The sequence below is a fragment of the Pseudarthrobacter sp. Y6 genome (genome assembly GCF_050156205.1).
Taxonomy (GTDB): Bacteria; Actinomycetota; Actinomycetes; order Actinomycetales; family Micrococcaceae; genus Arthrobacter.
On sequence record NZ_CP189574.1, the window covers coordinates 3,347,169 to 3,369,551 of the forward strand.

The 22,383-nt window shown below is 66.4% G+C and carries 20 protein-coding genes and 1 pseudogene; 9 read left to right on the top strand and 12 right to left on the bottom strand.

Annotated features, from left to right (window positions below; all coding sequences use genetic code 11):
* Window positions 1-35: 35 nt before the first annotated feature.
* The 6 genes from ACQCSW_RS16040 to ACQCSW_RS16065 all read right to left on the bottom strand — a co-directional run bounded on the left by ACQCSW_RS16040 (window position 36) and on the right by ACQCSW_RS16065 (window position 8,111).
* A complete protein-coding gene (locus ACQCSW_RS16040; RefSeq protein WP_426987419.1) occupies window positions 36-1,604 on the bottom strand; it encodes an APC family permease in 1,569 nt (522 codons plus the stop codon).
* Window positions 1,605-1,828: 224 nt separating this feature from the next.
* Window positions 1,829-2,236: a DUF779 domain-containing protein gene (locus tag ACQCSW_RS16045; RefSeq protein ID WP_426987421.1), complete on the bottom strand. Its 408-nt coding sequence runs from the start codon at window positions 2,234-2,236 to the stop codon at window positions 1,829-1,831.
* Window positions 2,236-3,258, bottom strand: a complete 1,023-nt coding sequence (adhP, locus tag ACQCSW_RS16050) for an alcohol dehydrogenase AdhP (RefSeq protein WP_426987423.1) — start codon at window positions 3,256-3,258, stop codon at window positions 2,236-2,238. Before adhP ends, ACQCSW_RS16045 begins: the two co-directional genes overlap by 1 nt.
* A 122-nt stretch (window positions 3,259-3,380) precedes the next feature.
* Window positions 3,381-4,904 (bottom strand): acetaldehyde dehydrogenase ExaC, encoded by a 1,524-nt coding sequence (gene exaC / locus ACQCSW_RS16055; RefSeq protein ID WP_426987425.1) that lies wholly within the window; start codon window positions 4,902-4,904, stop codon window positions 3,381-3,383.
* A gap of 169 nt (window positions 4,905-5,073) precedes the next feature.
* Window positions 5,074-6,492: a GAF domain-containing protein gene (locus tag ACQCSW_RS16060; RefSeq protein ID WP_426987427.1), complete on the bottom strand. Its 1,419-nt coding sequence runs from the start codon at window positions 6,490-6,492 to the stop codon at window positions 5,074-5,076.
* A gap of 176 nt (window positions 6,493-6,668) precedes the next feature.
* Window positions 6,669-8,111, bottom strand: coding sequence for an FAD-dependent oxidoreductase (locus ACQCSW_RS16065; RefSeq protein ID WP_426987429.1), 1,443 nt, complete (start codon window positions 8,109-8,111; stop codon window positions 6,669-6,671).
* Window positions 8,112-8,328: 217 nt separating this feature from the next.
* Between ACQCSW_RS16065 and rarD the strand changes: the two genes are divergently transcribed.
* The 3 genes from rarD to ACQCSW_RS16080 are packed head-to-tail and all read left to right on the top strand — an operon-like array spanning window position 8,329 to window position 10,084.
* Window positions 8,329-9,297, top strand: coding sequence for an EamA family transporter RarD (gene rarD / locus ACQCSW_RS16070; RefSeq protein ID WP_426987431.1), 969 nt, complete (start codon window positions 8,329-8,331; stop codon window positions 9,295-9,297).
* A 1-nt stretch (window position 9,298) separates the two neighbouring features.
* Window positions 9,299-9,670 (top strand): FAD-dependent oxidoreductase, encoded by a 372-nt coding sequence (locus ACQCSW_RS16075; RefSeq protein WP_426987433.1) that lies wholly within the window; start codon window positions 9,299-9,301, stop codon window positions 9,668-9,670.
* Window positions 9,671-9,730: 60 nt separating this feature from the next.
* Window positions 9,731-10,084, top strand: coding sequence for a hypothetical protein (locus tag ACQCSW_RS16080; RefSeq protein WP_426990715.1), 354 nt, complete (start codon window positions 9,731-9,733; stop codon window positions 10,082-10,084).
* 9 nt (window positions 10,085-10,093) lie between these two features.
* On the opposite strand, the gene gabT is transcribed toward ACQCSW_RS16080, so the two are convergent.
* Both gabT and ACQCSW_RS16090 read right to left on the bottom strand, forming a co-directional pair.
* Entirely contained in the window at window positions 10,094-11,464 is a 1,371-nt protein-coding gene (gene gabT, locus ACQCSW_RS16085; RefSeq protein ID WP_426987435.1) for a 4-aminobutyrate--2-oxoglutarate transaminase, read from the bottom strand.
* Between the two features lie 106 nt (window positions 11,465-11,570).
* On the bottom strand, window positions 11,571-13,001 hold the full coding sequence (locus ACQCSW_RS16090) for a gamma-aminobutyraldehyde dehydrogenase (RefSeq protein WP_426987437.1): 1,431 nt from the start codon (window positions 12,999-13,001) through the stop codon (window positions 11,571-11,573).
* 157 nt (window positions 13,002-13,158) lie between these two features.
* Between ACQCSW_RS16090 and ACQCSW_RS16095 the strand changes: the two genes are divergently transcribed.
* Window positions 13,159-14,595 carry a PucR family transcriptional regulator gene (locus tag ACQCSW_RS16095; RefSeq protein WP_426987439.1) on the top strand — a complete coding sequence of 479 codons (1,437 nt, stop codon included), beginning with the start codon at window positions 13,159-13,161 and terminating at the stop codon, window positions 14,593-14,595.
* A gap of 8 nt (window positions 14,596-14,603) precedes the next feature.
* Here ACQCSW_RS16095 and ACQCSW_RS16100 read toward each other — a convergent pair whose 3' ends face one another.
* The gene (locus ACQCSW_RS16100) at window positions 14,604-16,217 is read right to left on the bottom strand and encodes a CHAD domain-containing protein (RefSeq protein ID WP_426987441.1); all 1,614 of its coding nucleotides are present in this window, start codon (window positions 16,215-16,217) and stop codon (window positions 14,604-14,606) included.
* 166 nt (window positions 16,218-16,383) lie between these two features.
* Between ACQCSW_RS16100 and ACQCSW_RS16105 the strand changes: the two genes are divergently transcribed.
* The gene (locus ACQCSW_RS16105) at window positions 16,384-17,607 is read left to right on the top strand and encodes an MFS transporter (protein ID WP_426987443.1); all 1,224 of its coding nucleotides are present in this window, start codon (window positions 16,384-16,386) and stop codon (window positions 17,605-17,607) included.
* Between the two features lie 6 nt (window positions 17,608-17,613).
* A complete protein-coding gene (locus tag ACQCSW_RS16110) occupies window positions 17,614-18,294 on the top strand; it encodes a FadR/GntR family transcriptional regulator (protein ID WP_354252790.1) in 681 nt (226 codons plus the stop codon).
* Window positions 18,295-18,526: 232 nt separating this feature from the next.
* Here ACQCSW_RS16110 and ACQCSW_RS16115 read toward each other — a convergent pair whose 3' ends face one another.
* The gene (locus ACQCSW_RS16115) at window positions 18,527-19,063 is read right to left on the bottom strand and encodes a hypothetical protein (protein ID WP_426987445.1); all 537 of its coding nucleotides are present in this window, start codon (window positions 19,061-19,063) and stop codon (window positions 18,527-18,529) included.
* A gap of 156 nt (window positions 19,064-19,219) precedes the next feature.
* Here ACQCSW_RS16115 and ACQCSW_RS16120 point away from each other — a divergent pair, with 156 nt between their 5' ends.
* Window positions 19,220-19,507, top strand: coding sequence for a hypothetical protein (locus tag ACQCSW_RS16120; protein WP_426987447.1), 288 nt, complete (start codon window positions 19,220-19,222; stop codon window positions 19,505-19,507).
* Here ACQCSW_RS16120 and ACQCSW_RS16125 read toward each other — a convergent pair.
* Window positions 19,504-19,650, bottom strand: coding sequence for a hypothetical protein (locus tag ACQCSW_RS16125; RefSeq protein WP_426990744.1), 147 nt, complete (start codon window positions 19,648-19,650; stop codon window positions 19,504-19,506). The genes ACQCSW_RS16120 and ACQCSW_RS16125 overlap by 4 nt on opposite strands.
* Between ACQCSW_RS16125 and ACQCSW_RS16130 the strand changes: the two are divergent.
* Together ACQCSW_RS16130 and ACQCSW_RS16135 are read left to right on the top strand one after the other, a co-directional pair.
* A pseudogene (locus ACQCSW_RS16130) lies at window positions 19,613-20,339 on the top strand (DUF1206 domain-containing protein). The gene ACQCSW_RS16125 and the pseudogene ACQCSW_RS16130 overlap by 38 nt on opposite strands.
* A 19-nt stretch (window positions 20,340-20,358) precedes the next feature.
* On the top strand, window positions 20,359-20,727 hold the full coding sequence (locus tag ACQCSW_RS16135; RefSeq protein ID WP_426987449.1) for an SRPBCC family protein: 369 nt from the start codon (window positions 20,359-20,361) through the stop codon (window positions 20,725-20,727).
* 179 nt (window positions 20,728-20,906) lie between these two features.
* Here ACQCSW_RS16135 and ACQCSW_RS16140 read toward each other — a convergent pair whose 3' ends face one another.
* Complete coding sequence (locus ACQCSW_RS16140; RefSeq protein WP_426987451.1) at window positions 20,907-22,373, bottom strand: FAD-dependent oxidoreductase; 1,467 nt, start codon at window positions 22,371-22,373, stop codon at window positions 20,907-20,909.
* Window positions 22,374-22,383: the final 10 nt, after the last annotated feature.

Below are 22,383 nucleotides of genomic sequence, written 5' to 3' on the forward strand. Positions count from 1 at the left end.
CTCTGACTTGGTTTTCAGCCTTGGCAGCTGCGGGCTTACGAGCGGGTGAGTGCCTCGTTGTCGACTGCGGCATCACTGCCGGCAAGGCCGGCGTCTGCACTGGAATCCGTGGCGTCCACGGCGGACTTTGCTTCGGCGAACTTCTCGTTCAGGCGGGAGTGCCGCTGGCCGTAGGCGAAGTAGATCACGACGCCGATGACCAGCCAGCCGGCGAAGAAGATCCACGTCTCCACGGCGAGGTTCGTCATCAGGTACAGGCACAGGACTGCGGAAACCACCGGAAGGACCTTGCCGAACGGGACGCGGAAGGACGGCTTCAGGTCCGGGCGCTTCTTGCGCAGCACCAGGATGCCCAGGCTCACCACAACAAACGCTGACAGCGTGCCGATGTTGATCATTTCTTCCAGCAGGTCAACGTTGGTCAGGCCGGCCACAAGTGCTACTGCGGCGCCGCAGATGATCTGGAGGCGGACCGGCGTCGAACGCTTTTCACTGGTCTTGGACAGCGCGCGGGGCAGCAGTCCGTCGCGGCTCATGGCCAGCACCACGCGGGACAGCCCCATCAGCAGCACCATGATGACCGTGGTGAGGCCGATCAGGGAGCCGAAGGCGATAACCTTGGCCGCCGTGGTGTTGCCGACGGCCTCGAACGCGGTGGTGAGGGTGGGCGTCTCGGCTGCCGCGAGGTCCGTGTAGGACACCATGCCGGTGAGCGCGAGGGACACCAGGATGTAGAGCACAGTCACCACGGCCAGGCCGCCGAAGATGCCGCGCGGCAGGGTCTTCTGCGGGTTCTTGACTTCCTCCGCGGAGGTGGCCACGACGTCGAAGCCGATGAAGGCGAAGAAGACCAGGGCCGCACCGGCGAAGATGCCGAGGGTGCCGTACTGGGCAGGCGCGGCACCGGTGAGGAAGCCGAAGAATGACTGTTTCAGGACGTCGGCGGTGCCACCGGCGGTGGGTTCCGCGGCGGGCACGAAGGGCGTGTAGTTCTCGAACTTCACGTACGTGAAGCCCACTACGATCACAAAAAGCACAACGGCGATCTTGATCAAGGTGAAGACGTTGCCAACGCGGGCGGAGAGCTTGGTGCCCAGCACCAGGAGCACGGTGAAGACGGCAACGATCAGGAAGGCGCCCCAGTAGAGGTCCACGCCGCCGAGCGACAGGGCCGGCGGCACGTCGGCCCCCATCAGCGCGAACACCTTGCTGAGGTAGATGCCCCAGTACTTGGCGATCACTGCCGCGGCGGTGAACAGTTCCAGTATCAGGTTCCAGCCGATGATCCAGGCAAGCAGTTCGCCCATGGTGGCGTACGTAAAGACGTAGGCCGACCCGGCGACCGGAATGGCGGTGGCAAACTCGGCGTAGCACATGATGGCCAGGGCACATGTCACGGCGGCAATGGCGAAGGACAACGTCACCGCCGGGCCGGAGAAGTTGGCCGCGGCCTTGGCGCCCACCGAGAAAATCCCGGCGCCGACAGCGACGGCGACGCCCATGATCATCAGGTCCCAGCTGCTGAGCGACCGCTTGAGCTTGCGTCCGGGTTCATCGGCGTCGGCAATGGACTGCTCGATGGATTTGGTCCGGAGAAGGTTCATAAGGTTCCACAATCCTGATTTGTGTTGGAAACAGACCCATCAACGATACTTGTCCACCCACTGGATGTTCACACCCGTCCCGCATGGTGAGACTGCCTGCCCGCCCCGGTTAAAGCGCGAACGGACACTTGAGGCCCTCGCCGGGAGGGCCTCAAGTGTCCGTTCGCGCTGGTGGTTGGTGCTGGTGTTTTGGTGCTGGCTGACGGGTTGTTGGACCGGGCTGCCTAGACGGGCCAGTCCATCAGCTTTGACCGGATCAGGAACCGCTTGCCTTCCGGCGACTCAACCGAGAACCCGCTCCCCCGGCCCTGGACCACGTCCACGGTCAGATGGGTGTGGCTCCAGTAGTTGAACTGCTCCCTGGACATCCAGAACTCGAGGGGCTGCGGCGGCACGCCGTCGGCGATGTCGAATAGGCCCAGAAGGACGTCCGCTTCCGCGGTGATGAACTCCCCGGCCGGATAACACATAGGCGAGGAGCCGTCGCAGCAGCCGCCGGACTGGTGGAACATGAGGGGTCCGTGCCGGCCCCACAGCTTCCTGAGAAGTGCCACGGCCTCGGCCGTGAGCGCCACGCGGGAGATGTCCTCCCCGGGCAGCGTCACTGCCGCGTCAAGCCCCGCCTCAATCATCAGTACTTGATGACGACGCGGCCGTCGATCTTGGCGTGCTTCATCTCGTCAAGAACGGCGTTGACCTCGGAGAGCTCCCGGGTGGACACCGTGGGGTGGATCTTGCCCTCCGCGTAGAACTCGAGGGCTTCCTCCAGGTCCTGCCGGGTCCCCACGATCGAGCCGCGGACTGTCAGGCCCTTGAGCACAATCTCGAAGATCGGTGCCGGGAAGTCGCCCGGCGGCAGACCGTTGAACACGATCGTCCCGCCCCGGCGGGCCATGCCGATCGCCTGTCCGAACGCCGATGGGTGCACTGCCGTGACCAGGACTCCATGGCAACCTCCGGTTTCACGTTGGATGACTTCGGCGGGATCTTCGTGCAGCGCGTTGACGGTAAGCTCCGCACCGTGCTTCTTGGCCAGGGCGAGTTTGTCGTCCGCGATATCCACGGCAGCCACCCGCAGGCCCATCGCCACGGCGTACTGGACGGCAATGTGTCCAAGTCCGCCGATGCCGGAAATGGTGACCCACTGTCCGGGCCTGGCTTCGGTCATTTTCAGGCCCTTGTAGACCGTGACGCCGGCGCAAAGCACCGGGGCGACTTCAACGGGGTCCGAGCCCGCCGGGATGCGTGCGGCAAAACGCGTGTCCACCAGCATGTACTGCCCGAAGGAACCGTCCACACTGTAGCCGGCGTTCTTCTGCGCTTCACACAGTGTCTCCCAGCCGGTGCGGCAGTATTGGCAGTCGCCGCAGGCGGACCATAACCAGGCGTTGCCGACAAGGTCTCCGACAGCCAGGTCAGTTACACCCTCGCCCAAGGCAACCACTTCCCCTACGCCTTCGTGGCCGGGGATGAACGGTGGTGTCGGCTTGACCGGCCAGTCGCCCGCCGCCGCGTGGAGGTCTGTGTGGCAGACGCCGGTGGTGATGACCTTGACCAGCGCCTCACCCCGGCCCGGGGTGGGAATGGGGAGGGTCTGGATCTGAAGATCCTTGCCGAACTCGGTTACTACTGCTGCTTGCATTGTCGTCGTCATTGGCGAAATCCTTGCGTCGATGGAGCGATGGTGCGGTGGAGGTGGTGCTGCCTTCCTGAGGGGTGGCCAGGGTGGTGCAGGCGGGGACGCATTAATCCGTCCCCGCCCGGGCTAAGGGCGGCTTAGAAGAAGCCGAGCTTGTTCTCGTTGTAGCTGACCAGGAGGTTCTTGGTCTGCTGGTAGTGGTCCAGCATCATGGAGTGGTTTTCACGTCCGATGCCGGAGGACTTGTACCCGCCGAACGCGGCGCCGGCCGGGTAGGCGTGGTAGTTGTTGACCCAGACGCGGCCGGCCTGGATCTCGCGGCCCGCACGGTAAGCGACGTTGCCGTTCCGCGACCAGACGCCGGCGCCGAGCCCGTAGAGGGTGTCGTTGGCGATTTCCATCGCGTCGTTGTAGTCACTGAACCGGGAGACAGACACGACAGGTCCGAAGATCTCCTCCTGGAAGATCCGCATCTTGTTGTGGCCCTCGAAGACGGTGGGCTGGACGTAATAGCCGCCGGCCAGGTCGCCTTCCAGCTGGGCGCGGGCGCCGCCGGTGAGCACCTTCGCGCCTTCCTGCTTGCCGATGTCGATGTAGGAAAGGATCTTTTCCAGCTGGTCGTTGGAGGCCTGTGCACCGAGCTGGGTCTCGGTGTCCAGCGGGTTGCCCTGGATGATCTTCTCCACCCGGGCCACGGCGTCAGCCATGAAGGAATCGTAGATGTCCTCCTGGACCAGGGCGCGGGACGGGCAGGTACAGACCTCGCCCTGGTTGAAGGCAAAGAGCGTGAAGCCCTCCTGCGCCTTGTCGTAGAACGCGTCGTTGGACTCGGCAACATCGTTGAAGAAGATGTTCGGGCTCTTGCCGCCGAGCTCCAGGGTGACGGGAATCAGGTTCTGGCTGGCGTACTGGCTGATCAGGCGCCCGGTGGACGTCTCGCCGGTGAAGGCGATCTTGCGGATCCGCGGGCTGGACGCGAGCGGCTTGCCGGCCTCGACGCCGAAACCGTTGACCACGTTGAGCACACCGGCCGGCAGCAGGTCACCGATGAGTTCCATCAGGACCAGAATGGACGACGGCGTCTGCTCGGCGGGCTTGAGGACCACGGCGTTGCCGGCTGCCAGGGCCGGGGCGAGCTTCCAGACGGCCATCAGGATGGGGAAGTTCCACGGAATGATCTGGCCGACGACGCCGAGGGGCTCGTGGTAATGGTAGGCGGTGGTGTCGTCGTCGAGCTGGGAGAGCCGGCCTTCCTGGGCGCGGACGGCCGAGGCGAAGTAGCGGAAGTGGTCCGCGGCGAGCGGGATGTCCGCGTTCAGGGTCTCTCGGATGGGCTTGCCGTTGTCCCAGGATTCGGCGACGGCCAGCATTTCAAGGTTTTCGTCGATGCGGTCTGCGATCTTGTTCAGGATGGCGGCACGTTCCGCGACGGAGGTCTTGCCCCAGGAGGGCGCAATCTTGTGGGCGGCGTCCAGGGCGAGTTCAATGTCCTCGGCGGTTCCGCGGGCCACTTCGCAGAAGACCTTGCCGGTGACGGGAGTGATGTTCTCGAAGTACTGGCCCTTGACAGGGGCAACCCACTCGCCGCCGATCCAGTTCTCGTAGCGGTCCTTGAACGTGACCTTCGAACCCTCGGTACCGGGCTGTGCGTAGACAGTCATTGCTAGCTCCTTTGCTGTGCATGAAAGGTGGCGCCTGATGCTGGCGGCCGCCGTTGGTTTCAGCGTAGGAGGGTGAAGGTTGCAGTCAGGTTGCGCGGGTGTGAGCCAGCTCACGGCCGGTCCCCACCGGGATCGGTGATTGAGCTTGTCGAAATCCCGGACGCGGCAGTCAGGCGCTGAGTTCGGCTTCCAGCCGCTCAAGGTCCGCGACGACGGCGGCCCGCTTGGGCGAGCGCGGCGGCAGCAGCTTCAGGGCGGCAGACCGGACGTCGACGTCGTCCCTCGCCTCCGGGAGGGCAGCATACTTGAGCAGCGTCTCGGCACTGCCGTCGGTCAGCACCGCTTCGCGCATGAGCGAGGAGACCCTGTCGCGGAGATCGATGATGCCCGGCGCTTCGGAGCGCGGCAGCACCCCGCCGCGGTAGATTTCCAGCGCAATGCGGTGGGCGCCGCGCTGCAGGCAGTTCAGCACCTGCCCGCTGTCCGGGACCAGGTCCATGGTGAGTTTGTACGGCCGGGATTCCGGGACGGCGGCCGGGTTGAGCTGCTGGAGGATCTTGCGCAGCCGAACCATTTCCGCGCGGAGCGTCATGGTGGGGCCGTCGCCTGGGTAGAGCAGGACACTGAGCTCCTCGGCGCTCAGCCCGGCCGGGTGGGTGCTGAGCAGGGCGAGAATTTCGCTGTGCCGGGCGGACAGCGCCACCGTTTTGCCTTCGATGCTGAGCAACGCCTGGTCGCGGCCCAGAAGCTGCAGGCTGTTGCGGTACAGGCTGCCTTCCTTGGCGCTGCCGGCGCCCGCTCTCCCGGCCCGCGCCGAATCCGGCCTGGCCGCCGAACTGGCGTTCCGCCGTCGGGCCGGCCGGCTGGCAAGGGTCGCCGCCAACTGGAGCCGCTCAACACGAAGCTGCGCCTGAGCGGCAGCGACGGTCGCCTCGACGAGTGACAGCGTGTGGGGCGCCACCGCTGTGGCCTTGCCCGTGATGTCCACAACGCCGAGCAGCGCGCCGGAATCCGGATCGTGGAACGGGACGGCGGTGCAGCTCCACGCGTGCACGGACCGCTGGTAATGCTCCGCCCCGGAAATCTGGATCCCGCGGCCCAAGGCCAGGGCAGTTCCGGGAGCGCTGGTCCCCACGGTGGCCTCTGACCAGTCGGCGCCCGGGACGAACATCATCCCTTCGGCGCGGCGCTGCAGGGCCGGATCGCCTTCCACCCAGAGCAGCCGGCCCACTTCGTCACCCACGGCAACGAGCAGGCCGCTGTCGTGGCTGGGCTGGACCAGGAGCTTGTGGATCACCGGCATGATGCTGGCCAGGGGATGCTGCCGGCGGTATTCCTCCAGCTCGTCAGTGTCCAGGGCAAGGGGCGCTTCTGGATTGTCCGGGTTGGCCTTCAGTTTGGCGGACCGCTGCCAGGACTCCCGGATCAGCCTGCGCAGCCCGGGGATTTCCTGGGTTCCCGGGAAGTCGCGGCCGTCTCCGGGAAGCCGTGCCACACCGTCGAGCAGTTCATGGCCTGCCAAGGCACTCCGCTGCAGCAGCCTCTCGGAGTCGTTACCGGGAGCCGCCGGGTGGATCAGGTTCCTCATCGAACTCCCACTTGCGCTTGGCGTGCAGGCGCGGCACATCGCGGCCGGCCTGAGTGTAGCCAGTCTAGCGCCGCCCCGCACACGAGCCTAGGGCTGGAGTTTTTGTCCACGTATTCCGGCTTCCGGGGCGTGGAAGTCACGATAAGTGGACAAAAACTCGGGAGGGAGGAACGGGGTCAGGCGCGGGAGATGTTGATCATTTCCCCGCGCGGGACTACTTTGATGCGTTCACGCACGACGTCGGCGGTCACGTCGGAGCCAACCCATTCCGCGCCGAGGGCTGCTTCGTGCGCGTCCAGCTTGATCCAGCCCTCCCACGTGGTGAACTCGATGCCGCGCTCTTGCAGGAGATCAATGATGGCCTGCGGATCCGGGTTGTGCGCCGGAGGCAGCGTCAGCCGGTCCTCCAGCAGGAAGCCGATGGTCTCCAGGGCGTCGCCCTTGGTGTGCCCGATCAGGCCGACCGGCCCGCGCTTGATCCAGCCGGTGGCGTAGATTCCGGGGACAGGGTTGCCGGCGGCGTCCAGCACGCGGCCGCCCTCGTTCGGGACCACTCCGCGCCTGGCATCGTATTCCAGCTCATCCAGCGGCGAGCCGTGGTAGCCGATGGCGCGGTACACGGCCTGGACCGAGTAGTCCACAAACTCGCCCGTGCCCTTGACGTTGCCGGTGCCGTCCAGCTCCATGCGCTCAAACTTGATGCCAGCCACCTGGCCGGACCCGCCGTCGTCGGGGTTCCTGTAGACCTCAACCGGGCTGTGCAGGAAGTGCAGGTGCAGGCGGCGTGAGGACGGTTCTTCCGATTCGGCGTGCTCCTCCACGAGCCAGTTGGTCAGCGTGTTCACCATGGTCTTGATCTGGTTGTTGCTGCGGATGGCGTCATCGGAGGCTTCGTCGAACTCGAAGTCCTCCGGGTACAGGACAATGTCCACGTCCTTCATGTGGCTCAGCTCGCGCAGTTCCAGCGGCGTGAACTTGACCTGCGCCGGGCCGCGGCGGCCGAACACGTGGACGTCCGTGACAGGTGAGTTCTTCAGGCCCTGGTAGACGTTGTCAGGGATTTCGGTGGTGAGGAGTTCTTCGGCGTGCTTGACCAGCATCCGCGCCACGTCCAGCGCCACGTTCCCGTTGCCGATCACCGCTATTTCCTTGGCATCCAGCGGCCAGTCGCGGGGTACATCGGGGTGGCCGTCGTACCAGGACACAAAGTCGGCGCCGCCGAACGATCCGGCCAGGTCGATGCCCGGGATAGGGAGATCGGCGTCCTTGATGGCACCGGTGGAGAAGATCACGGCGTCGTAGAAGGCGCGGAAATCGTGCAGCGTGAGGTCCCGGCCATAGGTGACGTTCCCCAGGAAGCGGATGTCGCCCCGGTCCAGGACCTTGTGCAGCGCGTTCACGATGCCCTTGATGCGCGGGTGGTCAGGCGCCACGCCATAGCGGATCAGGCCGTACGGGGCGGGGTAGGCCTCAAAAAGGTCGATGCTGACCTCAAAATCGCCGTCCTTGACGCCGTTGGACTTGGTCAGGATGTCCGCCGCATACACACCTGCCGGTCCCGCGCCCACAATGGCAACGCGGAGTGGACGCTTGGAGGTGGTTTCGCCTGGGTTGGACACCGGGAGCCCTTCTGGAACGAGGAGGTGCGCGGGACAGGCTGCGCACAATGTCCCCATTCTAAATGTGTTGCAGCGGCACCACGTCGCTTTCCCGGTACAGCAGGGCCCGCAGCTCCGCTTCCGCGGAGTCCAGGCGTTTGTATTGAGTACTGACTGGAATACGCGTCCATCAACTGGTGTTAATGGTTAGGTGCCTACGCCTCATGGATCCACCTCAGTGCCCGCGACCACTTTCAGAGTTCCTGCCGGGCTCAAAGCTGTGGACAAGGAGACGACGCCGGGAGTCCTGTTCGGCTTCGGCGCGTACGGGCTGTGGGGGCTGCTTCCCCTGTACTTCTTTGCGCTGATGCCCGCCGGCGCGGTGGAGATCGTGGCCAACCGCGTCGTGTGGTCGCTGATTTTCTGCATCTTCCTGATCACCGTCACCCGGTCCTGGCGCGCGCTGTCCGCAGCCTTCCGCGACCGCTCTGTGTTCGGCACGCTGGCCCTCGCGGCGGCCCTCATTGCCGTGAACTGGCTGACCTACACCTATGGCGTGACCACCGGCCAAGCTGTCGAAGCCGCGCTGGGCTACTTCATCAATCCCCTGGTCTCGGTCCTCCTGGGTGTGTTCGTCCTGAAGGAGACGCTGCGTCCCCTCCAGTGGGCTGCCGTCGGAATCGGTCTTGTAGCAGTAGGCGTGCTCACGGTGAGCTACGGCAAACTGCCCTGGATCGCACTGACGCTGGCCCTCAGCTTTGGGCTGTACGGGTTCGTGAAGAAACGGGTTGGCCCCAAGGTGGATGCGGTGACAAGCCTCAGCGTGGAAACCATCGTGCTGGCACCGATCGCCGCGGCCACCATGGTGTTCCTGGGCGTCACCGGATCGGCCACCCTGGCCAGCCAGGGCCCCGGGCACTTCTGGCTCCTGGTGGCCTCCGGCGTGATCACCGCGGTGCCGCTGCTGTTCTTCGGTGCGTCGGCCCGCCGGCTGCCCATGACCACCATCGGGCTGCTGCAGTACGTCGCCCCGGTGCTGCAGTTCATCGTGGCCTTAGTGGTCTTCCAGGAAGCCATGACCCCGGGACGCTGGATCGGCTTCGGGGTGGTGTGGCTGGCACTCCTGGTGCTGACCGTCGACATGCTCCGCGCCACCCGCAAGAACTCGATGGCAAGGAAGCGGGCAAAGCTGAATGCAGTCTCCTAACGTGGATCTACTCGTCATCGGCGGCGGCACCCGCACCATCAGCGGCACCAAGGTGCTCATCAACACCGGCACGGTTCCGTCCCTGCCGCCCATCGACGGCCTTGCCGGCGCCAATGTCCAGACAAGCGAAAGTATCCTCCGGCTCCAGGAACTGATTGTGGAACTTTCCGACGGCAGCTCAGTTTCCGCCCAGGTCGTCCTGGTGGAACTGGGCCGCGAACCGGTCGCGGCAGGGCTGGGACTTGAGAAACCCGGCGTCGAGCTCACACCGCGCGGGTTTGTGGCAGTGGACCAGCACCTGCGCATCACTGCCGACGGCGTCTGGGCAGCCGGCGATGTTGCCGGCTCCCCGCAGTTCACCCACGCGTCCTAGAACGATTTCCGCATCCCCAAAGCCAACCTGGCCGGCGGATCCCTCAGCACCAAGGACCGGCTGGTTCCCTACGCGGTCTTCATCACGCCAGAGCTTGGCCGGGTAGGCCTGACTGAAACTGAGGCACGCGCGGCCGGACGCAACGTCCGGGCGCGCATGCCCGTTTCCGCCATACCCCGGGCCCGCACCATCGGCGAGCTCGACGGCGTCTGGAAGGCCGTCGTCGACAGTGACACCGATCTGATCCTGGGCGCCGCCCTGTTCTCCAACTGCTCCTCAGCGACGCCTTCCTGGAAGCGCGAAAGGACACTTAACCCCCACCCGCTCTTAAGCGCGAACTGGCAGCAGATGACCTCAAATCCGGGATTTGACGTCATCTGCTGCCAGTTCGCGCTATATGAGGTGTGGGGGTGAGTGTTGGTCCTAAGCGTTGGCCTTGATGGCTGCGGCCAGGACGTCCAGGCCGTCGTTCAGCAGTTCGTCGGTGATGACCAGCGGGGGCAGCAGGCGGATGACGTTGCCGTAGGTGCCGCAGGTGAGGATGATGACGCCCTCCTTGAGGCAGGCGGCGGCCACGGCCTTGGTCAGTTCCGCATTGGGTTCCTTGGACCCGGCCTGGACCAGTTCGACGGCCAGCATGGCGCCGCGGCCGCGGATGTCGCCGATCACGGACTTCCCGGCGCCGGCCAGCTCCGCCTGAAGTTCCTGCAGGCGGCCCGTGGCGAGCTGCTCAATGTGGCGCGCACGTCCGGCGAGGTTGTATTCCTCCATGGACCCGATCGCGGCAAGCGCGGCGGCGCACGCCACCGGGTTGCCGCCGTAGGTGCCGCCCAGGCCGCCCGGGTGGACGGCGTCGAGCAGGTCCGCGCGTCCGGTGATCGCGGACAGCGGCATACCGCCGGCGATGCCCTTGGCCATGGTGAGGATGTCCGGGACAACGCCCTCGTGGTCTACCGCGAACCACTCGCCGGTGCGGCAGAAGCCGGACTGGACCTCGTCGGCGATGAACACCACGCCGTTGGCCTTGGCCCAGGCGGCCAGCGCGGGGAGGAAGCCCTCGGCGGGGACAATGAAGCCGCCCTCGCCCTGGATGGGTTCGATGATGATCGCGGCAACCTGGTCACCGCCGATCTGCTTCTCGATCATGGTGATGGCGCGCTTGGCAGCCTCCGCCCCCGTGATCGAGGGGTTCTCCTCGCGGTACGGGTAGCTCATGGGCATGCGGTAAACCTCGGGCGCGAACGGGCCGAAGTTGGTCTTGTACGGCATGGCCTTGGCGGTCAGGGCCATGGTCAGGTTGGTGCGGCCGTGGTAGGCGTGGTCAAAGGCGACGACGGCGTCACGTCCAGTGGCAAGGCGGGCCACCTTGACGGCGTTCTCCACAGCCTCGGCACCGGAGTTGAACAGCACCGTCCGCTTCTCGTGGTCGCCCGGGGTCAGACGGTTGAGCTGCTCGGCGAGGGCCACGTAGCTTTCGTACGGGGTGACCATAAAGCAGGTGTGGGTGAAGTGCTCCACGGCTTCCTTCACGGCCCCGACGACGGCGGGATCGGACGCGCCGACGCTGGTCACCGCGATGCCCGAGCCGAGGTCGATGAAGGAGTTGCCGTCGACGTCGTGGATGATGCCGCCGTCGGCGTCCGCAACGTAGACCGGAACGGCGGAGGCGACACCAGCGGCGACAACTGCCTTGCGGCGCTCGGTCAGGGCGATGGACTTGGGGCCCGGGAAGTCGGCCTGGACACGGCGCTTCTGTTCCAGGCGGAAGGTGATTTCACTTGCTGTGGTGCTCATGGGAGGGCCTTTCTTGACTGAATGGGGGCCACTCCGGCAGGGTTCCCTGGCCGAAGCGAAGCGAGGTTAGGGCGCCGGTGGGGAGGCTCGACCACCGGGAGAGTTGCTAAGCGTCGAGTGCGCTCATGACGTGCTTGATGCGCGTGTAGTCCTCGACGCCGTACATGGAGAGGTCCTTGCCGTAGCCGGACTGCTTGAAGCCGCCGTGGGGCATTTCGGCGGTGAGGAGGATGTGGGTGTTGATCCAGACCGCGCCGAAGTCCAGGTCCCGGCTCATCCGCATGGCGGTGCCGTGGTCGCTGGTCCAGACGCTGGACGCGAGGGCGTATTCGACGTCGTTCGCCAGCTCGAGGGCCTCGGCCTCGGATGAGAACTTCTGCACCGTGATGACCGGGCCGAAGGTTTCCTTCTGGACGATGTCGTCCGTCTGCTTGGCACCGGTGACGATAGTGGGTTCGAAGAAAAAGCCCTTGTCCCCAGCACGGTGCCCGCCCGTGACAACCTTGCAGTTCTCCGGGAGGTGCTCCACCACGGAGGTGACGGCGTTGAAGTGGTTCACGTTGTTCAGCGGGCCGAAGTAGTTGTCCTCATCGTTCTGCGAGCCGGTGTGCAGCGTCCGGGTGTGCTCCACCATGGCCGCCACCACGTCGTCGTGGACCGAATCCTCCACCAGGACGCGGGTGATGGCGGTGCAGTCCTGGCCGGCGTTGAAGAAGGCGAACTCGGCGATGGCCGCGGCGCTCTTCTTTATGTCGGCATCCTTAAACACGATGGCCGGGGCCTTGCCGCCGAGCTCCAGGTGGGCGCGCTTGAGGCCTTTCGCCGCTCCGGAGGCCACGGCAATGCCGGCGCGGACCGAACCCGTGATGGACACCAGGCCGGGGACCCGGTGTTCCACCATCATGGCGCCGGTTTCGCCCGTTCCCAGCACCACATTCAGGACGCCGGCGGGCAGGATGTCGCCGGCCAGGCGGGCCAGCACCAGCGTGGATTCCGGCGTGGTGTCGGACGGCTTGAGGACCACGGTGTTTCCGGCGGCGAGCGCGGGGCCGATCTTCCAGATGGCCATCAGGAACGGGTAGTTCCACGGTGCAACCTGGGCCACCACGCCGATGGGTTCGCGGCGCACGTAGGAGGTGTGGCCTTCGAAGTACTCGCCGGCGGACTTGCCTTCCAGGATGCGCGCGGCACCGGCGAAGAAGCGGAGCTGGTCGGCGCCGGCGGCAACTTCCTCGGACGCGATCAGCGAGCGCACCTGCCCGGTGTTGCGGTGCTGCGCCTCCACCAGTTCGTCGCTGTTGGCCTCAACGGCGTCGGCCAACTTGAGGAGCATAAGCTGGCGCTGCCCGGGGGTGACGTGCTTCCAGGTCTTAAACGCGTCCTTGGCCGCGGTCATGGCAGCATCGACGTCGGCCTGGATGGACACAGGAGACTGCGCCACTACCTCGCCGTTGGTGGGATTGACGATGTCCAGCAGGTCAGTGCCCGCGGGCGTGACGAACTCACCGTTGATGAAGTTCTGCAAGGTTTGAACCACGGTGTACAACCTCTTTCATAGGGAACATCAGCTGCAAAGCGGATGGTTGCGACTGCCTTGAGCCTATGCCAGCACCTTCCCCCCGGGGAATAGCCACCTGCACACCCTTGGCCGCAATGTTTAGTGCGGTTGACCAGCGTCCGTCTATCCTTGATCCATGGCCATTTCCCTCGCCACCCTGCTCGGCGTGCACTCCCTCCATCTGTCCAAAGCAGGCCTTGCCGAGACCACCTGGCACGAGGACATCAACTGGGTTGCCGTCACGGAACTGGAAGACCCACAGCGCTTCCTCAACGGCGGCGAACTGGTGCTCACCACCGGCATGCGCCTGCGGTCCGCGCCCGAGCAGCGGCGCTTCGTCCGGCAGGTCCAGCGCGCCGGCGCCGTGGGCATCGGGTTCGGGACAGGACTGACGCACGACGCCGTCCCGCCGGCCCTTATTGCCGAGGCCAACCGCTGGGGGCTGCCGATCGTCCAGGTGCCTTACGAGACTCCGTTCATTGCCATCGGCAAACTGGTGGCGGAAGCGCAGGCCGCCGATCATGTCGCCAAGCTGGAGCGCCTGATCGCGGGCCACCAGATCCTGGCACGCGCCCTCCTCACCGGCGGCGGCCTCACCCAGCTCCTGAAGCACCTGGGCGGCATGCTGAGGACAGAGATTGCCCTCACCCAGTTCACCGCCCACCTGTACAACAGCAGCGCCGAACTCCCCTTCGCCGACACGTGGGCCTCCTACCCCATCCCCACCGGCCGCCGCGATGCCTGCACTCTGTGGATCCGCCAGCCCTTCGAGGATTCCGGCATCATCGGCTACGCCCAGAACCTGATCAGCGTAGAGCTGAACAATATGGTCAAGCAGCGCCAAGCCCAACGCGCCCTGTGCGGCCAGGTGCTGGAGGACGTCATCCACGGCGCCCTGGAGACCAGCGAGGCCCAGCGGCGCCTCGCCGGCGTTGGCCTGAACAGCACCCGGAAAAACGTGGTGCTGCTGGCGGTGTCCGCCGCCCATCACAAGGCCCTGGTGAGCACCTCCGTACCGCAGCCGCTGGAGAAGGCGGTGGCCGCCGTCGTCGGGAAGGACCTGGTGGTGGTAATTAACGACGACGGCGGCGCGGCCCCTGCGCTGGCCCGGAACCTCAGCGACCACCTGGCTGAGGCCGGGATCCACGCGACGATCGGGATCGGCGGCGCGTACACCAAGCCGAACGGCCTGCGCTGGAGCTACTTCGAGGCGCGCGATGCGGCCAGCCACGGGCTGCCGGTGAACGAGCCGGAGCGCCTGAGCCTGACCTCACTGTTGCTGGCCAGCGAAGACGTTCCCCTGGCCGACATGGCCCATGAGTCGCTGAACCCGCTGCGCGCGTTCGACGCCGCCCACGGTGCGGAACTTGTGACCACCCTGGAAAGCTACCTGAACAACAACGGTTCAGTGGCCGCCGTCGCCGAAGGCCTAACCCTGCACCGGAACACCGTGCGGTACCGGCTGGCGCAGATCACCGAGCTGACCGGCTACGATCCTTCGGTCACGGCGGACCGTGTGCAGCTGTGGCTGGCACTCGCCGTGTCGCGGCTCGGAGCGCGGCAGGCCAGGTAGGCCCCGCCCTAAATGACCGTCCCCCGGAGGACCTTGCGGGACTTTTTCCGTTCTTTCCGGTACGCGGCTTCGGCGTCGGCCGCGAGCTGCACCTGCCGGGTATGGAGCGTGACGTAGGCCGACGCGACGGCCTCGGGCAGGTCCGGCGCCGCCGCCAACTTGGCCAGCACGTCCCGGGCCACAACACTGTCGTGGAAATCGCCCAGGACCTTCTGCTGGCGGTGCGCGGCCTTGGCGATCTTCGCAGCGCGCTTGCCGTGAACGGGCCCTGCGGACTCCGCCACGTGCCGCAGCCGTTTGGCGTCCTTGCGCACCTGGTGCAGGGCCGTCTCGTGCTCGGCTCCCCTGTGTGATCGCTTGGCCGCCCTGGCTGCACGCTGCAGCCGTTGGGCGGCCTTGGCCACCAGCTTGCCCGCCGCCTTGCGGGCCGGGGCTGCGCCGTCCGGCCGGACCGGCGGATGGTCACGGAAGGCTTCCAGGTCATCCAGGAGCCGGAAGTACCGTTCGGAAAGCAGGGCCTTCTGGAGTTTCCGGTAGGCAGTGTTCAATCTGTTGCCGAGTTCATCGTCCAGCCGGGCCTTCACAGCCGAGGCCAGCCCGGGGTGCAGTTCGGCCGTGTGCTCGAGCAGGCGAGCCAGCATCACTTCGGCGTCGCGCGGCGATCCCAGGACCCTGCCGAGCCACTTCAGCTCGTCCCGGAGGCGCCGCACGGCCACGGCGCTGTAGAGCCGGCGGTACGCTGCGAGCGCGGAACGGGCCCGGCGGGTGGCCGACCGCAGATCGTGCACAGCCTCGGGCTCCTCCAGGCGGACGCCGGGATCATGCGCCAGGATCCCGCGGATCTGCACAGCCAGGTAGGCGGCCAGGAGGTCCGACACCGGCCCGTTCCTGCCAGGACTTTTTGGCCCGGCATCGGCACCGGACTCCCTCGCAGGCAGCGCCAGGACTTTTGCCAGCTTGGAGCCGTGCCTGGCCGGGAGTGCCCCGGCGGCGGCCAGGATTTCCGCTGCGGCCGGGAACAGGTCAGGACTCCCGTGCACCAGCTCGAGTTCCCATTCGCGCCACTGCTGCGTCCGGGCCTCCCCGTCGGGCGCGGCGGCACCGTCCGCAGCGGCGTCGCCCGCGCTGTCGGCAGCGCCAAGCAACTCTGCGCTCACGCGGTCATCGGCCAGGTCCGCCAGGTGGACACCGTCCTCGCCGTACAACGGATAGGTGGTGCGCCGGGTTTCCAGCCGGACCACCGGGGCGGCACCCTCGCCGCGGAGGTACACCAGCACGTGCGCCAACAGGCTGTCAGGAACGACGCCGGGCTGGCCCAGCGGGGCGTGCAGCTCGCGGCGCCGCTGGGGTTCCGAGCCGGAGCCGCCGGACCCGTCACCGGACCGGGGGCGCTCCGTGGACAGCTTCAGGTGCCAGCCGGCGTCGACTCCGCCGGTGCGGCGGCGAAGGGTGATATCGCAGGAGGCGAGCGCGTGACCTGCCGTGTCGAAGTACACCGCTTCCAGGGTGTCCACGTGGGGCTCCCCCACGCGGGCGACCCCGGGGATCTCCGCGAGCGACGGCACCTCGGCGTCCTGACCGACGTCGTACTTCTTTTCGACCTCAACTGCCTGCGAAGCCATGACCGGCCGTCCTTCCACGTTGATGGGCGCCAGATCCAGCTGGACGAGTTCTCTTGAGCCCGGGGCTGAACTCTTGTTGCCCGAGTCTATGCCCGCAACATTAATAGCCGGGAGAGGTTCACCACAGAACCCTAGACATCAAACGTCTAACGTCTAATGTTAAGACATGACTGTTGCCTCATCCGATGCCCTGACGCTGTCCGACGCGCCGCACAAGCCGCGCACCGCCGTCGTATTCGGCGTCATTGCGCTGGTGCTCATCGGGCTGAACCTGCGGGCGGGGATCGCGGGCGTGTCTGCCCTCCTCCATGATTTTCAGCAGGTCCTGGGCTACGGGCCCCTAGTGGCCGCGATCATCCCGTCCATCCCCACGCTCTGTTTTGCGGTGGCGGGGGCGGCGACGTCGTGGCTGACCGGGCGGCTCGGCGTCGAGAAGGCAATCCTGTTGGCACTTGGATTCCTGGCCGGCGGGTTGCTGCTCCGCGGGATCCCGGCAACGGGCATGCTGGTGGCGGGCACCGTGGTGGGAATGTCCGGCCTGGCGGTCTGCAATGTGGCCATGCCGTCGTTCATCCGCGAGCATTTTGCCCACCGGACCTCAGCGATGACCGCGCTGTACACCGTCACCATGACCACCGGCGCCACTGTCACCGCGGTCGCCGTGGTCCCGCTGGCCCTGGCGCTCGGCTCGCCGTCCGCCGCGGTGGGCGCAATCGGATTCCTGGCCGTGGCTGCCTTCCTGGGCTTCCTGCCCGTCGTTCTGCATGCGCACCGCACCAGCGTCCGGAGCACGGCTGTCCGCATCTCCCCGTGGCCTTTGCTCCGCACCCGGAAGGGCCAGCTGCTCACGGCCATCTTCGCTCTCCAGTCGCTGCTCGCGTACGCGCTTATCAGCTGGTTCCCTTCCATCCTGATCAGCATGGGGCTCAACTCGGCGGACAGTGGCCTGATGTACGGGCTGATGCAGCTGGTCTCCGTGCCCGCCGGCATGTTGGTGATCGCCATCGGCTCCCGGCCCCGGATGCTCCGCCCCGCGCTGTATCTGGTCAGCCTCATGATGGTGGCCGGGATGGCGTCGCTGCTGTTCCTGCCGGTGGGCCTGGCCGTCATTCCCGCTGTCCTGCTCGGCTTCGGCCTGGGTATTTTCCCGCTGGTGATGGTGATGATCAGCCGGAGCGGGACCAGCACAGCCGAGACCACTGCCCTGTCCACCCTGGCGCAGTCCACCGGATACCTGCTGGCCACGGCGGGCCCCTTCGGCACCGGCCTGCTGTACGGCGCCACCGGCAGCTGGACCCTGCCGCTGGCACTGCTGCTGGGCCTCGCCGTGGTCCAAGTGGCGGTGGCCCACCTGATCTCGCGTGCCCCCTTGTCCGGCCTGAAGAAGTAGGACGCCATGACCCTGAGCACCTCACAACGCCAGCCTCTCGCCGACGAGGTCACCGCCAAACTCCGGCAGATGATCCACTCCGGCGAGTGGCCCTTGGACCAGCGCATCCCCTCTGAACCGGAACTGATGCAGCGCCTGGGCGTCTCGCGCGGCACATTGCGCGAAGCCATCAAGGCCCTGGCCCACAGCGGGATGCTGGAGGTCCGCCGGGGCGACGGCACCTACGTCCGCGCCACCAGCGAGATGTCCGGCGCCGCCCGCCGGATGTACCAGGACCACACGGACGAACACATCCTCGAGGTCAGGCTGGGCCTGGATACCCAGGCCGCGCGCCTCGCCGCCCGGACTGCAACGGCCGACGACGTCGCCGCCCTGCGTGCCGTGCTCGCCACCCGGGAAGTCGCCTGGAACGCCGCAGACTTCGAGGGTTGGGCCCGGGCCGACTGGGACTTCCACGCGCGCGTTGCCCAGGCGACCGGGAACCCGCTGCTGCACGAGCTCTACGTCAGCTTTGGTGACCTGTTCCACCAGGACCTGCTCAAGCAGCAACGCAAGGGCCGGCTGGACGGTCTCACGTATGAGGGCCATGGCGCCCTGGTGGACGCGATCGAGGCCCACGATGCCGACGCCGCAGTGGCCAGCGTCAACCAGAACCTGAACACCTGCGCGGAGTGGCTGCGGGCGTAAATCCTCCCGACGTGCCCAGCCGGTTTCGACGCGCCCAGCCAATTTCGACGCGCAAAGAATCTGGCGCAACCGAAATATCGGGTGCGGCGGATTTTTTGGGCGTCGCAGGAAGATTTGCGCGTCGGCGGGGCATTCGGGCGTCGCAAGGGGAATGCCCGACGACGGTCCGGCACCTGGGGGCCGGACCGCCGTCGGGCGTTAATGCGCTGTGCCGCTGCCGGGGTCAGCCGGGTTAGGAGCGGAGTCCCTCGAACACGTTCCTGGGTCGCTGCATCTCGCCGTGCTTGGCACCAAGGATGATTACTGCGCCTGCGAAGGCCGGGATGGCCCACTGCAGCAACTTGAGCTGCTGCTGCGCCGACTTCAGCTCGTCGGAGGCCCCCGGCCTGGGCTCGGTGGCACCCTCGCCGCCCTGATCCGCGAGCTTGTCCACCTTCTTGCCGAGGATGCCGGCGTACAGTGTCACAGCGGCCCCGGCCACGGTCACCGCCGTCTTGATCACCGTGTCCCGGGCCACGCCGTCCTGCTTGGCGATGCGCCCTTTGTTCTCCCAGGCAATGGCGAGGTCGGCCACCAGGTGCGAGGCGAATGCCGCGGTCTGGAGGGGCGCCCATTTCATCCAGCCCGCGCTGGAGAGCCGCGTACGTTCAGCCGGGTTCTTGGCTTCCGCAGCCGCGCCGTTCAGCCCTATTGCACCCATCAGCGATCCGCCGAACCAGGCCGCAGCGGTCAGATCGTGAACGGACCGGGCAACAAGATTTCCTGCCATGATGTGTTTTCCTCACGTCGAAACTGGTACCGGAATGCCGCTGGTGCGGTCTTTGGTGTCCATGTCCCATCAGGATCACGGTCACACCATGGTAAGCACACTTACTAATGTCACGGAACCCCGTCTTGTACAGCCGAAACGCGTAATATCGTCGGCATGGAAACAGGGACATTATTCGGCTGGGCATTCGGAGACCCCGCCCGCGAAGATGACGATACGTACATAGCAGGCCTTGAGAAGGAAGCCTTGGAGAACGCCAGGGAGACGGCTGAGGCCAAGGGCGTCGCAGTCGTCAACGGCTCTGATGTCTTCACCTCACTGAGTGCGAATGACAGCCTCGTGGAGCTGGATCATGCTCCGGGCAAGCTGGTGGTCCGATGCACGGTCCACGTTGAAGGCCCGGGCGCGGGAAAGCTGCACGCAGAGGGACCCATGAACGGCTAAGCCATGGCAGACGGGGAATCCAGCATCAGCGAGGCGGCGGATGCCGTTGAGGAAGCGTCAGACACCAAGGCGCTGGACGTTGTGGCGCGCTCCGGATTCGCCGTGATGGCCCTGCTCCACATCATTGTTGGCGCGATTGCCATCGCCCTGGCCTTCGGTCAGCCGGGACAGGCGGAAGCCACCGGTGCCATCGAGCAGCTGGGCGCCAACCCCTGGGGACCGGCCGTGCTCTGGACGTGCGTGGTGGCGTGCACCGGCCTTGCGGCCTGGCAACTCAGTGAGGCCACGCTCCGTGCCCGGCACCTGCCCCCCCGCTCAGCGTTTGGGAAAACTGTTCTCTTCGGGGTGCTTGACCATTGCCTACGGAAGCGTGGGGCTCAGCTTCGCCGGATTCGCCGTCGGCATGCGCGGGGACTCCGGCGACACTACCCGGGATTTCAGCAGCGCCCTCCTGGACGCACCGTTCGGGCTGCCTGTGCTGGTGGCGGTGGGCCTGACCACCATGGGCGTCGGCGTCTACTTCGTGGTCAAGGGGCTGCGGCGTGGGTTCAAGACGGAGCTCTTCCGGTTTGACGGCACCCGCCGCGGCAAGCTCATCGACTCCCTGGGCGTCACCGGGCACGTGGCCAAGGGAATCGCGCTGAACCTGGCGGGGCTGCTGTTTGTCATCGCCGCCGGGAAGCAAAGTCCCGAGGAGTCCACCGGGCTGGACGGAAGCCTCCAGGCGCTCCGCGACCATCCGTTCGGCCCGTACCTGCTGGTCGCAATCGGGGCGGGCTTCATCTGCTACGGCGCGTTCGCGCTGGTCCGTGCCCGCTTTGGCAGGATGTAACTTTCAAGGGAAGGAAGCCATGTCAACCGTGAGCCAACTGTTCAATTCCCCAGCCGACGACGTCTGGAAGGTGATCGCCGACGGGTGGCTCTACTCCGGCTGGGTAGTGGGCGCCTCCCGCATCCGCGCCGTCGACGCACACTGGCCTGCAACCGGTTCACGGCTGCACCACTCCGTGGGCGCCTGGCCGCTGGTGATCAACGACAGCACCCGGGTGTCCGCCGTCGAGCCCGGTCGCTCCCTGGAACTCGTGGCGCGCGGCTGGCCGCTGGGCGAGGCCAAAGTGGTCATCACGCTGGAGGATTTGGGAACACAGTGCCTTCCATCGCCGAGGACGCCATCCGCGGACCGGGCAAGCTGGTCCCCAAGGCGCTGCGCGCCGCACTGATCGGCGCCCGAAACCGCGAAACACTCGACCGGCTGGAACTCATGGCGGCCGGTGGGGCGGGGAGTTAAGCCCCGGACACTTAAAACGGAAGCGCGAACCGGCAGCTGATGACCTCAAACTTGGGTTTTGCGGTCATTAGCTGCCAGTTCGCGCTGTAGTGCGGGGGAACTAGCAGCCTCCTAGACGTTGGCTGCCACGCCGTCGCGGGAGATGGCAACCATGTCCTCGCGCGGCACCACCTTGATGCGCTCACGCTTGACCTCAACGCCGTGCGATCCGCCGAACTCCGTGGCCGCGGCACCGAGCGCCAGTTCGTGCGCGTCCAGTGCCAGCCAACCTTCCCAGCTGGTGAACTTCACGCCGCGGGCGTCGAGGAGTTCGACGACGGCGTCCGCCTCGGGAACAGCGGCGACCGGAAGGTTTTCGCGGTCTTCCAGCAGGTACGTCACGGTCTCGAGGGCGTCGCCCTTGGTGTGGCCGATGAGGCCGACCGGTCCGCGCTTGATCCAGCCCGTGGCGTAGATGCCCGGCACGTGGGTGCCGGCGGCATCCAGGACGCGACCGCCGTCGTTCGGTACAACACCCTTCTTGTGGTCGAACTCGATCTCCGGCAGCGCCGAGCCGAAGTAGCCGATCGAGCGGTAGACGGCCTGGACGGGATAGTCCACGAAGTCGCCCGTGCCGCGGGCGTTGCCCGTGCCGTCCAGCTCGGTGCGCTCGAACTTCAGGCCGGCAACCTTGCCCGGCGTCGCGGCGTCGTCGTAAATTTCCACCGGGCTGTGCAGGAAGTGCAGGTGCAGACGGCGTGAGGCGGTGAGCTCGGAGAGGTCCTCGGGCTGCTCGGCGATCCAGTTGGTGAGGGTGCCCACCATGGTCTTGGTCTGGTTGTTGCTCTGGATCTGGCGGTCCGATTCCTCGTCGAACTCGAAGTCCTCGGCGTAGAGGATGATGTCCACGTCCTTGGAGTGGGACAGCTCGCGGAGCTCCAGCGGGGTGAACTTCACCTGGGCCGGGCCGCGGCGCCCGAATACGTGCACGTCCGTGACGGGCGAGTTCTTCAGCCCGGCGTAGACGTTGTCCGGAATTTCGGAGACCAGCAGGTCGTCGGCGTGCTTGGAGAGGACCCGGGCCACGTCCAGGGCCACGTTGCCGTTGCCGATCACGGCGATTTCCTTGGCGTCCAGCGGCCATTCGCGGGACACGTCGGGGTGGCCGTCGTACCAGGAGACGAAGTCCGCGCCGCCGTAGGAGCCGTCCAGCTCGATGCCCGGGATATTCAGGTCCGCGTCCTTGATGGCGCCGGTGGCGAAGATGACGGCGTCGTAGTGGGTGCGGAGGTCCTCGATGGAGATGTCGGTGCCGTAGTCCACGTTGCCGAAGAAGCGGATGTCGCCGCGGTCCAGGACCTTGTGCAGGGCGTTGACGATGCCCTTGATGCGCGGGTGGTCCGGGGCCACGCCGTAGCGGATCAGGCCGTAGGGTGCCGGGTAGCGGTCAAAGAGGTCGATGCTCACGGTCAGCTCGCCGCTCTTGACGGCTTCGCTCTTGGTGAGGATGTCCGCGGCGTAAACGCCGGCCGGACCGGAGCCCACGACGGCGACGCGCAGCGGACGCTCGGCAGATCCTACGGAGGTGCTTGATGACACGGCTGTGTTC